At 33.3% G+C, this 14389-nt stretch carries 15 protein-coding genes; 12 read left to right on the top strand and 3 right to left on the bottom strand.

All coding sequences use genetic code 11. The annotated features are described in order from the left end of the window. Positions 1–409 precede the first annotated feature (409 nt). The 3 genes from BUE22_RS02955 (at position 410) to BUE22_RS02945 (ending at position 3519) form a co-directional block, all read left to right on the top strand. Complete coding sequence (locus BUE22_RS02955; protein WP_073393654.1) at positions 410–2137, top strand: M14 family metallopeptidase; 1728 nt, start codon at positions 410–412, stop codon at positions 2135–2137. 182 nt (positions 2138–2319) lie between these two features. Further along, positions 2320–2922: a hypothetical protein gene (locus tag BUE22_RS02950; RefSeq protein ID WP_084540195.1), complete on the top strand. Its 603-nt coding sequence runs from the start codon at positions 2320–2322 to the stop codon at positions 2920–2922. A gap of 51 nt (positions 2923–2973) precedes the next feature. Further along, positions 2974–3519 carry a hypothetical protein gene (locus BUE22_RS02945; RefSeq protein WP_073393653.1) on the top strand — a complete coding sequence of 182 codons (546 nt, stop codon included), beginning with the start codon at positions 2974–2976 and terminating at the stop codon, positions 3517–3519. Positions 3520–3833: 314 nt separating this feature from the next. Here the strand turns inward: BUE22_RS02945 and BUE22_RS02940 are convergent, their stop codons facing one another. Next, positions 3834–4436, bottom strand: coding sequence for an NUDIX hydrolase (locus BUE22_RS02940; protein ID WP_073393652.1), 603 nt, complete (start codon positions 4434–4436; stop codon positions 3834–3836). Between the two features lie 7 nt (positions 4437–4443). Between BUE22_RS02940 and pyrE the strand changes: the two genes are divergently transcribed. Then, complete coding sequence (pyrE, locus tag BUE22_RS02935) at positions 4444–5091, top strand: orotate phosphoribosyltransferase (RefSeq protein WP_073393651.1); 648 nt, start codon at positions 4444–4446, stop codon at positions 5089–5091. Between the two features lie 230 nt (positions 5092–5321). Further along, positions 5322–5714: an SRPBCC family protein gene (locus tag BUE22_RS02930; RefSeq protein WP_042564269.1), complete on the top strand. Its 393-nt coding sequence runs from the start codon at positions 5322–5324 to the stop codon at positions 5712–5714. 160 nt (positions 5715–5874) lie between these two features. Here BUE22_RS02930 and BUE22_RS02925 read toward each other — a convergent pair whose 3' ends face one another. Further along, a complete protein-coding gene (locus BUE22_RS02925) occupies positions 5875–6603 on the bottom strand; it encodes a biotin--[acetyl-CoA-carboxylase] ligase (RefSeq protein ID WP_073393650.1) in 729 nt (242 codons plus the stop codon). Positions 6604–6697: 94 nt separating this feature from the next. Here BUE22_RS02925 and rsfS point away from each other — a divergent pair, with 94 nt between their 5' ends. The 7 genes from rsfS (at position 6698) to BUE22_RS02890 (ending at position 12324) form a co-directional block, all read left to right on the top strand. Next, positions 6698–7069: a ribosome silencing factor gene (gene rsfS, locus BUE22_RS02920; protein ID WP_042564267.1), complete on the top strand. Its 372-nt coding sequence runs from the start codon at positions 6698–6700 to the stop codon at positions 7067–7069. Between the two features lie 15 nt (positions 7070–7084). Then, the gene (gene ftsH, locus BUE22_RS02915; RefSeq protein ID WP_073393649.1) at positions 7085–9010 is read left to right on the top strand and encodes an ATP-dependent zinc metalloprotease FtsH; all 1926 of its coding nucleotides are present in this window, start codon (positions 7085–7087) and stop codon (positions 9008–9010) included. Between the two features lie 115 nt (positions 9011–9125). Then, positions 9126–9731, top strand: coding sequence for a lactate utilization protein B/C (locus tag BUE22_RS02910; RefSeq protein WP_042564265.1), 606 nt, complete (start codon positions 9126–9128; stop codon positions 9729–9731). 1 nt (position 9732) lies between these two features. Then, positions 9733–10620 (top strand): phosphatidate cytidylyltransferase, encoded by an 888-nt coding sequence (locus tag BUE22_RS02905; protein WP_073393648.1) that lies wholly within the window; start codon positions 9733–9735, stop codon positions 10618–10620. Next, positions 10610–11263 carry a phosphatidylserine decarboxylase family protein gene (locus BUE22_RS02900; protein ID WP_042564263.1) on the top strand — a complete coding sequence of 218 codons (654 nt, stop codon included), beginning with the start codon at positions 10610–10612 and terminating at the stop codon, positions 11261–11263. The genes BUE22_RS02905 and BUE22_RS02900 overlap by 11 nt, the downstream gene beginning before the upstream one ends. Next, entirely contained in the window at positions 11264–11533 is a 270-nt protein-coding gene (locus tag BUE22_RS02895) for an acyl-CoA-binding protein (RefSeq protein WP_042564262.1), read from the top strand. It begins immediately after the preceding gene. 8 nt (positions 11534–11541) lie between these two features. Then, positions 11542–12324 carry a superoxide dismutase gene (locus BUE22_RS02890; protein WP_042564261.1) on the top strand — a complete coding sequence of 261 codons (783 nt, stop codon included), beginning with the start codon at positions 11542–11544 and terminating at the stop codon, positions 12322–12324. A 79-nt stretch (positions 12325–12403) separates the two neighbouring features. Here BUE22_RS02890 and BUE22_RS02885 read toward each other — a convergent pair whose 3' ends face one another. Beyond that, positions 12404–14275 (bottom strand): alpha-amylase family glycosyl hydrolase, encoded by a 1872-nt coding sequence (locus BUE22_RS02885; protein WP_073393647.1) that lies wholly within the window; start codon positions 14273–14275, stop codon positions 12404–12406. Positions 14276–14389 lie beyond the last annotated feature (114 nt).

The following is a 14389-nucleotide window of genomic DNA, read 5'->3' as shown; positions in this document are numbered from 1 at the left end:
TTCACAAAGCTGTACGTATGCAATCTTAGCGAAGGCAAAGTTCGCAAAGTTATATTTACAAAACTTTGCGATCTCTGTGTTTGTCAACACAATCTATTATAAAAAAATTAGCGAACTCTGCGGTAAAAAAACGCACAGCATGTCAAACTTTAAACCTGAAACAAATTTTACCGCAGAGTTTGCAAAAGTTTTTCGCAAAGTTCACAAAGTTGGGCGTATACAATCTTGGCGAAGGCGAAGTTCACAAAGCTATATTTACAAAGCTTTGCGAACTTTACCTTTTATAAAAGCCTTTATAGTAAAAAAAACTTTGCGTCCTTTGCGGTAAAAATGCCAAAGTTGCTCTACTCCTACTTCAACCTGAAACAAATAAAACTTTATATTTGACTTTTCTATTAAAACCAAAACCATGAAACTTTTTACCATTATCATTTCACTTTTCACAATAATTATTTCCGCTCAAAACAATAAAAAATACGATACTTTTTTTGAGAAAGGAAACGGAAATCAATCCGCTTCTTATCCCGAAACTATAGCCTATTTCAAACTTTTAGCCAATGATTTCCCAACGATTGAAATGAAAGAAATGGGATTAACAGATTCTGGTGAGCCTTTGCATATGGTGGTTTATAATCCTGAAAAAGAATTTGATTTTGAAAAAATCCAGAAAAACAAAGCGGTTCTTTTTATCAATAACGGAATTCACGCCGGAGAACCTGACGGAATTGACGCTACAATGCAATTTTATAGAGATTTAGCAACCGGAAAGGTAAAAGCTCCAAAGAACACAGTTTTAGTTTGTATCCCGGTTTATAATATTGGCGGCGCTTTAAACAGAAATTCAACTACAAGAGCCAATCAGGACGGACCGGAAATTTATGGTTTTAGAGGAAATGCCAGAAACTATGATTTGAATCGAGATTTAATGAAATCTGATACCCGAAATACAAAGAGTTTTGTAGAAATTTTCCAGAAAATAAATGCTGATGTTTTTATCGATAATCACGTAAGCAACGGCTCTGATTATCAATACAAACTTACCTATATTATGACACAGCATAATAAGTTAGGAACCATTTTGGGAGATTTTATGAATAACGAAATGATGCCGGCTTTGGTAAAAGATTTACAGCAAAAGAAAATCGAAACAACTCCTTATGTAGATTCTTTCAAAGATACACCAGACAAAGGTTTCGGTCAGTTTGTTGATAGTCCGCGTTATACAACGGGTTATACTTCGCTGTTTAATACAATTGGTTTTGTGGTGGAAACGCATATGCTAAAAAAATATGCCGAACGTGTAAAAATGACGTACGAATACATGAAATCTACAATGGATTTTACCGATGCCAATTATCAGAAGATAAAAGAGCTTCGAGTGAAAAATCTCGAACAATATCAGCCAAAAAAATCATATACCTTACAATGGGAACTGGACAGCACAAAAGCAACGACTTTTTCGTTTTTAGGGTATGAAGCGGGTTACAAAAAAAGCGATGCCACAACCGGAAATCGTTTGTATTACGACCGAAACAAACCGTATAAAAAAGATGTTCCGTATATCAAAGAATTCAAATCGATTAAAGATGTTGTTATACCTTCTGCTTATATCATTCCGAGAGGTTATTGGAATATTATTGACCTTTTGAAGAACAATAATATCTCGTTTAAACAACTTAAAAACGATACGATTATAGAGGTTGAAAGTTATAGAATTGCTGATTTTAAAACAGCTACAAATGCTTACGAAGGACATTATATTCATAGAAATACAAAGGTTACTTCTAAAACAGTAAAAATGGCTTTTGCTAAAGGCGATTATCTGGTTTCAACAAAGCAAAAAGGTGTGAAATATTTGGTAGAAGCTTTTGAACCAGAAGGTGTTGATTCTTTCTTTAATTGGAATTTCTTCGACCCAATTTTACAACAAAAAGAACATTATTCTGAATATATTTTTGAAGATACGGCAGCCAAATTATTAAAAGATAATCCGCAATTAAAAGCCGAATTAGAAACCAAAAAACAAAACGACCGCGAATTTGCTAAAAACTCCGAAGCACAATTAGACTGGATTTATAAGCATTCAGTTTATTATGAGAAATCTCATTTGCAATATCCTGTTTATCGATTGCTTTAATTTTTTACCGCAAAGTTCGCTAAGGTTTTTTGTTTTAGCTTGAAATGCTTTGTGTAGAGGTTAAGATCGCAAAGCTGTGCGTGAAGATCTTTGTCAAAGTTTTAAACTTTGACAAAGATTAGATAATTATCATTTGAAAAATAAAAACTGCAAAATCTAAGTCAATAAAAATTACATTAAATATGAAAAATATCTTTCTAACTCTTTTATTATTACTGTTTTCAAATTTATCATCTGCACAAAAATTAATTTCAGGCGAATATGATTCAGGAATGAAACTTTCGTATGATGCATCTTCGAATATTCTGACTGGTTATTTTGAAAGTTATACGGGTTTGGATGAACAAACCCAAAACCCTAAGTTTTCCTGTATTTTTTATATTGAAGGAAAAGTTACGGGAAAGAAATTCTCGATTAAAACGTATTATCCAGAAAACAAGAAAGATGATGTTATTTCTGGTACCATTGAAATAATAAACAATAAAACCATAAAAATCAAACTTCCCGAAGAACATGGAGGTTGCTGGAATGTGCAGCATTTTGCCGATAAACCTGAAGAATTTGGTTTAGATAAAAAAACAAATTGGACACAAATTCGATATATTGATAAACCAAAATCTTTCTTTTATAAAGATCAGTCAAACACTAATAAAACAAAAATATATTTAGTAAAAGGAGATGTTGTTTGTATTGAGAAAATAGAAACCGACAAAGTATTTTGTACTTATTTCGGAAAAAAAACAACAAAAGGCTGGATCAATATTAGTGATTTAAATAAGGTATAATCATGTAATAGATTTCGTTTACTAGCACGAGGAATCAAAAGAAAACTAAAAATGAAAAAAAAGTTGCTTTTATTTTTAATATTAAATCTCACAAATTTTGTTTATTGTCAGGAAAATCTATTTGATGACAAATATAAAAATGAGACGAAATTGGTGATTAGCTATATTTTTAGAAATTTTCTACAAGAAAGTAATATAAATATTGATAAAACTGCAACAATTGTCGAAGTTAATAATTGTACTTCAACTTACGATTCACCGATGCTATACTGCAATGAAAAAGAATATGTCCGTGAATGTATTAAAAACCCAAAAATCAAATATTGGACAGAAGATTTCTTTCCTAATTGTAAAATTATTGAAAGCAAAAAAATTGATGAAATTTTTAAAGACAACGCAAATGGTTGGAATGAATTTCAAAAAAAATATGGAGGCTCAATTGCTCAATTTTCTTCTCCCATATTTCTAAGAAACTATGAAATTGTGATAATCAAATTTTCAATAACTTCAGATTATCTTGCAGGATTGGGATATGAAGCCATTTTTATGAGAAATGGTGATAACTGGGAAATATCTGCCTGTAGTTGGGATAATTAAAAACAACTAAAAATCTCACCAGCTAACGCGAGCCCCCAATCTGGCGCTAGCGGAAAACCTGAAACCTGAAACTTGAAACAAAACCACTCTCAAAGTGTAGCTCGCATGAGGGATAGAAGCAAGCTACCGAAGTAGCGCGGATAGCCCGACAGCAATTAAGAAAAGGCCTAATGAACGCAAAGTTGATTAGGCCTTTTTTTAATTGGTGGCATGCCCAAATTATTTTAAATCTCAATTTTTAAATTCCAAATTCCAAATCTGAAACTTAATTACGGTCTATATTGGAATTTGGAATTTAAAAATTTTGGAATTTATTACTGCAATTGATTCTCTTCTTCAAAAAGCAATTTAATATTTTCGTAGGAGTTTTTAAGGGCATCTTTGATTTGTTCCGGGTTTAGCCAGGCTACTTTTTCGATGCCTTCGTTTTCCTGACCGACCGGAGTTCCTTCAAAATCAGATTGCATTTCGAACCAATGTGTGATTTTGAGTTTGTATTTTCCGTTGCGTTTGAAAACATGATAGGTTTTTTCGAGTTTATTTGTGATTGTGAGTTTGCCTACGCCAGTTTCTTCTTCTACTTCACGCATGGCGGTGTCTTCAATTTCTTCGCCTTTTTCGATTCCGCCCTTTGGTAAATCCCATTTTCCGTTTCTGAAAATGAATAAAACTTCTCCTTTTTTGTTATAAACTAATCCCCCGCCGGCTTTATTTACGGGAATTTTAGCCTTTAAGGTCTTCATGATTTCCTTTTCGTCAGGATAATACAAATAAGCCTTTTGAATTTTATTTTGAAACATTTTCACTATAAGATGCTCAATATCAATACTCTCCAATAAGAACAATTGAAAATCGGTCTCTTTTGAGATTTCATTTGTCAAAAAAAGTGGTTTGTCGTTCACAAAAACTTTATACATTTGTACTATGATTTTTAATAAAGATACTGCCGAAAAAACAGCCGAATTACTTTTGCAAATAAATGCAATTAAATTGAATCCAGAAAATCCTTTTACATGGGCTTCTGGATGGAAATCTCCTATTTATTGTGATAATAGGTTAATTCTTTCATTTCCGGCTATAAGAAATTACGTTCGCGACGAGTTTGCGAAGAATATTGAGAAACAATTTGGGAAACCAGATGTAATTGCCGGGGTTGCCACCGGAGCGATTGGAATTGGAATACTTGTTGCTGAAAGCCTTGGATTGCCGTTCGTATATGTGCGCCCGGAAGCGAAAAAACACGGAAGACAAAATCAGGTTGAAGGATTTTTGCAAAAAGGTCAGAACGTGGTTGTCGTAGAAGATTTAATTAGTACCGGAAACAGCAGTTTAATGGCTGTAGAAGCTTTACGCAACGAAGGTGCTAACATTAAAGGTATGGCGGCAATTTTTACATACGGTTTTGGCGTTGCCGAAGAGAACTTCAAAAATGCAAATATCGATTTGTTTACGTTAAGCAATTACGAAAACTTATTAGACTTAGCCGTTCAAAAACAATATATTACCGAAGACCAACAGTCGACTTTACAAGAATGGAGCGAAAGCCCTTCGACGTGGTTGCAGGAGGAGTAATAATTTTAGATTGTTTTTAGATTGATGCAAGATGCAAGATTTTAGATGCAAGATTTTGGATTTTGGTCCCGAGACTTCGGGATAAAAATTGGAATTTATTAAATCCAGCTTTGCGAACTTTTGTACATAAAGATTTACAATCAAAATCAAAAAACCTTGCGCTCTTTGCGGTTAAATAATTTTAGATTGTAGATTTACTTTTGATTTAACAAAAAATAAAAAAATAAAATATGAACTTAGAAAGTCCAAAGGTTACTGTTCAGAAATCAGCTCAGGATTTATTTGATTTATTGACTGATGTAAAGAATTTTGAAAAATTAATGCCGGATAATATCGCTAAATTTGAAGTAATTGGGGAAGACGCTTTTATTTTTGGACTGAAAGGTATGCCGGAAATAAAACTAAAAATGAAGGAAAAAGTAGCGCCAAACAAAATTGTTTTGGGTGCTGCAAGCGATAAGCTTCCTTTTACTTTAGTTTCGAACATCGAAAGTGTTTCTGATGCTTCAAGCGCTGTTCAACTGCAATTTGAGGGAGAATTTAACCCAATGATGGCCATGATGATTAAAGGACCAATTAGCAAATTCATTGAAACTTTGGCAAACAATATGACCAAATTATAATTGTGAATTGTAAATTATAAATTTTTAGAAAGCCTGATCTTAAAAGATTGGGCTTTTTTTTATGCTACAAAGGCGCTAAGACACAAAGTTTAATTTCTTGGCTTCTTTTCGAAATTCTTTAAAAAACTTTGCGTCTTAGCGCCTTCGTGGCAAAACTTCCTCAATAAAGCATTTGAACTTCCTTTATATCAAACTCTGAAACAGAATCATCTTCTAATAAAATTTGAATTTTTCCGATGGAAGAAACGCCCTGAATAATTCCCATGAAGTTTTGCCCGGCTCCATTTTTAAACGGCATTGGAATTCCTTTTTTAAATAAAGTATTGAAATATTGTTTCCAAAAATCGGTTGAATTGGTTTCCCATAATCCTATTTTCTCCTGTATTTTCTCGATGATTAAAGCGGGAAGAATATCTTTATCAAATGTGTTACCTGTAATTACTGCCAATGAAGACGCATGTGGCAATTCGGTGAAGTTGGTTTGATTTACATTTAAGCCTAATCCAACTACTGACACGATTCTGCCATCACTTTTGAGGGTATTTTCAATAAGTATGCCACCAATTTTTTTATTGTATGACATTATGTCGTTAGGCCATTTTATACATAAATTAGGAATATCAAAAGATTTTAAAGTTTCAATTACGGCTAATGAAACTACAATACTCAGATTAAAAACCTGTTCATTATTATACAGAAAATCCTTTACCAAGGCACTCATAATTAAGTTTTTACCTGATTCAGACTGCCATTTCGACCCCATCTGCCCCTTGCCTTTTGTCTGATTTTCAGCCGTTACGACGGTAAAATTATCAAGCTCGTCCTGACTTGCTAAAGCTTTTAAGAAATCGTTTGTAGAATCTATGGCATCGAGTTTGATTACTTTCATTAAAATAATTTATTTATACTTAATTTAATATTTTGTTAAGGTTCAAAATTAATCACAAAAATTGGTAACTTTACAAAATCATATAAAATAATTCATGGCGAAAAAGACTATTAATAATGATGTTCTATTGGCGAACATAATCAAAGGGATTGAAGAAGTAAAGGGAAATGATATCGATATTCTTGACTTAAGAGAGATAGACACGGCTGTTTGTGACTATTTTGTTATCTGCAACGGTAACTCTAACACTCAGGTTAACGCCATTGTAAATTCAATTCAAAAAACAGTATCAAAAGACTTAAAAGATAAACCGTGGCACGTAGAAGGAACCGATAACGCGGAATGGGTTCTTATGGATTATGTGCACATCGTCGTACATGTTTTCCAGAAACACATTCGTGAATATTACAATATCGAAAGCCTTTGGGGTGACGCCAAAATAACTACAATCGAAAACAAATACTAAAGAAAATTTCTTCTAATGGCTAAAGATAATAATCCAAATCCGAGTAAATTTAAAATAAGTCCCTGGTTAATATATACTGCAATACTTCTAGTTTTTTTATTTATAAGTTTTGCAACCGGTGGATCTAACTTAAGCGAACCTGCTCAATTAACCTCTTCTAAATTCAATGTATTATTGGAAAAAGGACAAATTGAAAAAGTAATCGTTTATAATAAAGCTGAAGCTGAAGTATACTTAAATGCTGCAGCTCTTAAAGATGCTGCCAATAAAAAAGTAGCTAAAGATATTTTTGACAGACCAAATAAAGGCCCTCATTATACTTTAGAAATTGGTAACGATCAAATTTTTCAAACAAAACTAGAAAAAGCAGTTGGCGAAGGCAAACTGAAAGATTTTAACTTCCTTCAAAAAAATAACTGGAGCGATATTTTAATCAGCTTACTTCCTATCATCATCATTATTGGTGTATGGATTTTCATTATGCGTAAAATGTCAGGCGGTGCCGGTGGCGGTGGCGGACAAATTTTCAATATTGGAAAATCAAAAGCAAAGTTGTTTGACGAAAAAACTGATATCAAAACTACATTTAAAGATGTAGCTGGTTTAGAAGGTGCAAAAGAGGAAATACAAGAAATTGTAGAATTCCTTAAAAACCCTGAAAAATATACAAATCTTGGAGGTAAAATTCCGAAAGGGGCCTTACTTGTAGGACCTCCGGGAACTGGTAAAACTTTGCTTGCAAAAGCGGTTGCCGGTGAAGCTCAGGTTCCATTCTTCTCATTATCAGGTTCTGATTTTGTTGAGATGTTCGTGGGTGTTGGTGCTTCACGTGTTCGTGATTTGTTTAAACAAGCTAAAGAAAAATCTCCTGCTATTATTTTCATCGACGAGATCGATGCTGTTGGTAGAGCAAGAGGAAAAAGCAATATGTCAGGCGGAAATGACGAAAGAGAAAATACTTTGAACCAGTTATTAACAGAAATGGATGGTTTTGGTACAAACTCAAACGTAATTGTTTTGGCTGCGACAAACAGAGCTGATGTTCTTGATAAAGCTTTAATGCGTGCCGGTCGTTTTGACAGACAAATTTTTGTTGACTTGCCAGACATTCGCGAAAGAGCTGAAATCTTTAAAGTGCACTTAGCTCCTATCAAAAAAGTTGAAGGTCTTGATCTTGATTTCTTAGCAAAACAAACTCCGGGATTCTCTGGTGCTGATATTGCAAATGTATGTAACGAAGCTGCCTTGATTGCTGCCCGTAACAACAAAGCTGCTGTAGACAGACAAGATTTCCTAGATGCTGTTGACAGAATCATTGGCGGTCTTGAAAAGAAAAACAAAATTATTACTCCAGAAGAGAAAAGAGCAATCGCAATTCACGAAGCTGGTCATGCAACTGTAAGCTGGATGTTAGAGCATGCTGCACCACTTATCAAAGTAACTATTGTACCTCGTGGACAAAGTTTAGGAGCTGCATGGTACTTACCGGAAGAAAGACAAATCGTGAGAACAGATCAAATGTTGGACGAAATGTGTGCTACTATGGGCGGAAGAGCTGCTGAAAAGGTAACTTTTGACAGAATTTCTACGGGAGCATTAAGCGATTTAGAAAAAGTAACGCGTCAGGCTCGTGCGATGGTAACAATTTATGGTTTGAATGATAAAATCGGAAATGTTACTTATTATGATTCAAGCGGACAAAGCGAATATAATTTTTCTAAACCATATTCTGATGAAACTGCGAAAGTTATTGACAAAGAAATTTCAGAATTAATTGAAGGTCAATACCAAAGAGCAATTCAAATTTTACAGGAAAACAAAGACAAGTTAAATCAATTGGCTGACATCTTAATAGAAAAAGAAGTTATCTTTAAAGATGACTTAGAAACGATTTTCGGAAAACGTACTTTTGACAAAAATTTAGAAGAAGTAGTTTCGTAAATTATTCAGGAAATATACATTATTTATTAAAATCTTAATTCAAAATAGCCTTTTGAATTAAGATTTTTTTATCTTTGAACGTTTTCAATTAACATGTAAAGTATTTCATATAAAAATGAATTTTTTCAAAAAAATATTTGGTTCCAGCGACGCCGCTTCTGATGAAGAAAACGAAAGTGAATATGCAGGCTCTCCCGTTCAGGATAGTCATTTGTCTATAGATGAAAGATTCATTTTTAATTTCAAGAAAAATGGCGGTAAATTTTTGTATTGTGAAAACAAACAGGAAGTAGCTGAACAGTTTGAAAATATCCTTGAAGAAAATGATTGGTTTGAAAAAGAAGTTTTATGTTATGAACCTGCCTTATTTAGCTTATTAGAAGAAAATAAATTGTCATATCTTTCTCCTTCAAATCCAAAATTTTTATTTGCAACCTGCGAAAATTTAATTGCTGACGAAGGATCAATATTATTTTCATCAAAACAAATCAAACAAAATAAACCAAACGAACTACCTCCAAACATTGTTATTGTAGCCACAACAAGCCAGATGCTGCCAATGAAAAGCGACGGACTAAGTGCTATCAAACGCAAATACGAAAGAGACTATCCTACCAATATCACCACAATAAAATATTTCGAAAAAGCAAAAGAAGAAGATTTTACACAATACGGAAGTGTTGCCAAGAATTTGTATTTATTGCTTTTAGAGGACCTTTAAGATGAATGAAACACTCAAGAGAACCATTTCTGGTGCTGTTTATATCGCTTTACTTTTAACTTCAATTCTGTTTTCTACAGAGAGCTTTATCATTCTTTTTGGTATATTTCTGGTCATAGCAACTTATGAATTTTGTAATTTAGTAAAAATCAACAAGTACTTTGCTATACTATTTGTTTCGCTTTTTTATTCAATTGTATCTTTAATCAGTTTCTATAGAACTGAAACTGAAAGTTACATCAGTAAAATTTTAAAAGAGAACACCCTTCTTACCGTTAATACAGATAAATTATTCTCTGTACTACTCATTATTACATTAATTATTTCCATAAAATGTATCGTGTTTCTGTTTGATGACACTCAGATTATAAGTAAAGTATCAAAATACATTTACTTAATTGGGTACATAATGTTACCATTTCTTTTTATAGTCAAAATTTCTTTTGGAATTGCAGCTTATAATCCAAAAATCATAATTGGCTTATTTATCTTAATCTGGACCAATGACACTTTTGCTTATTTGGTTGGTAAGTCTATTGGAAAACATAAATTATTCGAACGTATTTCTCCTAAAAAAACCATTGAAGGTTTCTTTGGAGGAGTTGTCTTTGCAGCTTTTGCAGGTTTTTTAATTTCTAAATTTTATATTCAGCCTACTCCTGAGTTTAGCAATAAATCTATTTTAATTTGGATGATAATTGCCCTCATTGTTAGTGTTTTTGGGACAATAGGAGATTTGATTGAATCAAAATTTAAGAGAATTGCTGGCGTAAAAGACAGCGGTTCGATAATGCCGGGACACGGAGGTGTTTTAGATCGATTAGATAGTGTTATATTTGTAGCACCAGTTATATATTTATTTTACCAAATTTTATATTATGTTTCATAAAGAGGGAGGCCCATCCATTTTATTAGGTACTGTTTTTGCAGTTGCTGTGCTTTTAATTGCTGACAAATTCATTGATATTACCTGGCTAAGAATGCTGGTACAAATTGCCGGCGTTGTAGTTTTGATTATCATTTTGCAATTTTTTAGAAATCCTAAAAGAATCGCAATCAGAAACAGCGATCACATTCTTGCTCCGGTAGACGGGAAAGTTGTGGTAATTGAAGAAGTTTACGAAGGTGAATTTTTTAAAGACAAACGTTTACAGGTTTCTATCTTTATGTCGCCTATAAATGTGCACGTTACGCGTTATGCTATGGACGGTATTATTAAATTTAGCAAATACCATCCGGGAAAATTTTTAGTAGCATGGCATCCAAAAGCAAGCGAAGAAAATGAAAGAACAACGGTTGTAATTGAAAATGAAACTTTTGGACAAATATTATACAGACAAATTGCAGGTGCTTTGGCGCGTAGAATTGTAAACTACGCTCAGGAAGGAATGCAGGTTGTTCAGGGTACTGATGCCGGATTTATTAAATTTGGTTCTAGAGTAGATTTATTTTTACCTTTAGGTACAGAAATTAATGTAGAGTTGAACCAAAAAGCAATTGGAGGAAAAACTATTATCGCTACAAAAGCATAAATGACTCAAAAAGATTTAGATACTCGCTTTTTAGAGGCTGTAGAAACTGCTTTAAAAATGACTCAGGCCTCGCTGCCGCAAGATGTGCAGCTAAGGCTTTATGCGTATTACAAACAGGCAACTTTTGGAACCGCAGTATACAATCAATCTGAAAATTTTGATTTGCGCGATGCGTTCAAAACAAATGCATGGATGCAAATTAGTCATATTTCGATTGATGAAGCAAAAGAAAATTATATTGCAATAATTAATTCTCTAACATCAAAATAATTTCTATCATGAAGAAAATCATCACCTGTTTGACAATTTCGGCTTCATTTTTAATATTATTTTCTTGTAACGACAATAATAAGCTAACTGAAGTTGTTGAAGTACCTTTGCCAACAAAGGAGGAAAAAATAACCATTGGTTCTCCAGACGAAGTAAAAGCAGAGCCTGGTTCTTTTGGACTGCTCAAATTACCTTTTTCTTACGATGCACTGGCTCCCGAAATTCGTTCTCTAACTTTAGAAACGCATTATTCGAAACATTATGTATCGTACACAAATAATCTGAATAAAGAGATTGTGTCTACGGAGTTTGAAAATATGCCAATTGAGGATATTTTAAAAAAGTTAGATCTTAATAATGCTAAGCTTCGTCAAAATGCAGGTGGGTATTACAACCACACGATGTACTTTAATCTTTTAACACCTAAGGAACAAACGCCACAAGATACTTTAGCAGGATCTATTAATAAGGAATTTGGTTCTTTTAATAATCTTACTAATCAGTTTAAAGGTCAGGCTACAAAACAATTTGGTTCTGGCTGGGTTTGGCTGGTAGTTGATAAACTAGGCAAACTTCAGGTAACTACTACTGAAAATCAAGACAATCCGTTGATGCGAAATGCTTTGGTTCCGGGAACTCCAATTTTAGGGATTGACTTATGGGAACATGCTTACTATCTTGACTATCAAAATAGAAAAGGAAGTTATATTGATGCTTTTTACAAACATATCAATTGGGAAAAAGTAAACGAAAACTACATAGAAGCCTTAAAAAAGGTTCGAAAAGTATAAAAGAAAAAAGCTGATACAAATTTAAGTATCAGCTTTTTTTATGCATTAAAAGTTCTCGACTCCGCTCGAACTGACAAATCTATTTTAACTCATAAATAAACGATTCTGAAGGGCTGATTTTAACTCTTGCAATTCCTTCTCCATTTGTTACTTCTAACTGAATAGAACTCTTTTGATACAATTGATCTGTTAGCTGATATTTTCCGTCTTTTAAATTCCATTTTGAAACAATATCTGCTGGAATCTTCAAATCAAATTCGCTTGTTTTTTCAGATGAAAAATTTGCAACAATAATCAATTTTTGATTTTGTGACCAGCGAACATAAGAATAAATCAATTCCTCATAACCCGCATTATTCTGGCGATTTACAGATTGAATTTCCTGAAAACTCCCCATTAAAGCAGAGCTGTTAATCGAAAAATTCAATAATCGCTTGTAAAAATCACGTAAGTTTTTTTCTGATTCAGAAAGTTTTCCTCCATCAAATTTTCCTTCATTCATCCAGCGTTGATGATTTGGAACTCCGATATAATCAAAAATTGAAGTTCGGGAACGCGTACCGAAACCTGCATTTTCATTTCCGGCCTCTCCTACTTCCTGTCCAAAATAAATCATTGTTGGTGATGTGCTGATTGTCGTAGAAACCACCATTAAAGGTTTTCCTCTTTCGGGTGTTCCTGCAAATTCAGGACTTGCCAAACGCTGTTCGTCATGATTATCCAAAAAATGCAACATATGGTGCTCAATATCCGACATTCCTTTTTGAATATCTGACAATCCATCCGGCGATGATTTCCCTCTTATTATATCTTTTAGTTTGTCATACGTCTCTACTTTATCATACAAATAATCCATTTTCCCTAAACGAATGTAATTGCGATATTCATTTGGATTATAAACTTCTGCCAATAAAAAAGCATCTGGATTCTTCATTTTGATAGCCGAATTCATATAACTCCAAAATTCATACGGAACCATTTCGGCCATATCATAACGAAATCCATCAACTCCTTTTGCTGTCCAATACAAAGCGATAGATTTGAATTTTTCCCAGGAATCCGGAATGTCTTTTTCCTGCCAAAAAGCAAAATGTTCCTGATATGACTTTTGATCAAATCCCGAAGGAAGGTCAGGAAAATCTTTTGAGCCATCCGGACGAATTCCGTAATTTACTTTTACGGTTTCGTACCAATCATTTTGATCCGGTTTTACCTTTCGAGATCCATTTCCTGTCCATTTAGCAGGATTTTCATCAAAGAAACCGTCAACCATTGGATTTTTTTCTCCGTTTAAAGGAATATCTCCATCCGGGATTTCAAAATGATTTTTCGGTATATAATAAAAATTATTATCGCGACTATATTCTACATTTATATTATCATCGGCACCAAAATCTTTAACTCCTTCGGGATTCTTTTTCCCTTCGTATTTTCGGGCAATATGATTGGGCACAATGTCTATTATTACTTTTAAACCTGCTTTGTGTGTTCGATCTATTAAAGCCTCAAATTCCTGCAATCTATTTGCCGGATTTACAGCCAAATCAGGATTTACATTATAATAATCTTTTACCGCGTACGGCGATCCTGCACGGCCTTTTACTACTTCGGGATCATCATTTGAAATCCCGTAAGCTGTATAATCCCTAACCAAGGCATGATGCGGAACTCCGGTATACCAAATATAAGTAACACCCAAATCTTTAATTTCATGAAGCGCTTTATCTGTAAAATCATTAAACTTTCCTACTCCATTTTCTTCAATTGTTCCCCAAGGTTTGTTGGTTGTATTTTTATTTCCAAATAAACGTGTAAAAACCTGATATACTACAATTTTTCTATTTGCAGTATTTTCTTCATTTGCTGTATTCATTCTAAAATCGTTTGTTTTGCATGCCGAAAACAGCATTGTTGCAGCCATTCCTGCAACCAAAATTCTTTTATTTATCATAATCCATTTATAAACTCCAATTTTTAAATTCCAAATTCCAATTTTAGCGAAATGGGATTGTTTTTTACTGAGTTATTCTTTAATCAATAGAAACCATTTTTTAAATTTAAGCTA

The sequence above is a fragment of the Flavobacterium pectinovorum genome (assembly GCF_900142715.1).
Taxonomy (GTDB): Bacteria; Bacteroidota; Bacteroidia; order Flavobacteriales; family Flavobacteriaceae; genus Flavobacterium; species Flavobacterium pectinovorum.
Note: the sequence above shows the minus strand (reverse complement) of the source record. Positions and strands in the feature narration are given on the sequence as shown.

What these genes read in the sequence shown, in the direction of transcription:
- BUE22_RS02955 (WP_073393654.1), top strand. Translation starts at nt 410, where the DNA reads ATGAAACTTTTTACCATTATCATTTCACTTTTCACAATAATTATTTCC.
- BUE22_RS02950 (WP_084540195.1), top strand. Translation starts at nt 2,320, where the DNA reads ATGAAAAATATCTTTCTAACTCTTTTATTATTACTGTTTTCAAATTTA.
- BUE22_RS02945 (WP_073393653.1), top strand. Translation starts at nt 2,974, where the DNA reads ATGAAAAAAAAGTTGCTTTTATTTTTAATATTAAATCTCACAAATTTT.
- BUE22_RS02940 (WP_073393652.1), bottom strand. Translation starts at nt 4,436, where the DNA reads ATGTATAAAGTTTTTGTGAACGACAAACCACTTTTTTTGACAAATGAA.
- pyrE (WP_073393651.1), top strand. Translation starts at nt 4,444, where the DNA reads ATGATTTTTAATAAAGATACTGCCGAAAAAACAGCCGAATTACTTTTG.
- BUE22_RS02930 (WP_042564269.1), top strand. Translation starts at nt 5,322, where the DNA reads ATGAACTTAGAAAGTCCAAAGGTTACTGTTCAGAAATCAGCTCAGGAT.
- BUE22_RS02925 (WP_073393650.1), bottom strand. Translation starts at nt 6,603, where the DNA reads ATGAAAGTAATCAAACTCGATGCCATAGATTCTACAAACGATTTCTTA.
- rsfS (WP_042564267.1), top strand. Translation starts at nt 6,698, where the DNA reads ATGGCGAAAAAGACTATTAATAATGATGTTCTATTGGCGAACATAATC.
- ftsH (WP_073393649.1), top strand. Translation starts at nt 7,085, where the DNA reads ATGGCTAAAGATAATAATCCAAATCCGAGTAAATTTAAAATAAGTCCC.
- BUE22_RS02910 (WP_042564265.1), top strand. Translation starts at nt 9,126, where the DNA reads ATGAATTTTTTCAAAAAAATATTTGGTTCCAGCGACGCCGCTTCTGAT.
- BUE22_RS02905 (WP_073393648.1), top strand. Translation starts at nt 9,733, where the DNA reads ATGAATGAAACACTCAAGAGAACCATTTCTGGTGCTGTTTATATCGCT.
- BUE22_RS02900 (WP_042564263.1), top strand. Translation starts at nt 10,610, where the DNA reads ATGTTTCATAAAGAGGGAGGCCCATCCATTTTATTAGGTACTGTTTTT.
- BUE22_RS02895 (WP_042564262.1), top strand. Translation starts at nt 11,264, where the DNA reads ATGACTCAAAAAGATTTAGATACTCGCTTTTTAGAGGCTGTAGAAACT.
- BUE22_RS02890 (WP_042564261.1), top strand. Translation starts at nt 11,542, where the DNA reads ATGAAGAAAATCATCACCTGTTTGACAATTTCGGCTTCATTTTTAATA.
- BUE22_RS02885 (WP_073393647.1), bottom strand. Translation starts at nt 14,275, where the DNA reads ATGATAAATAAAAGAATTTTGGTTGCAGGAATGGCTGCAACAATGCTG.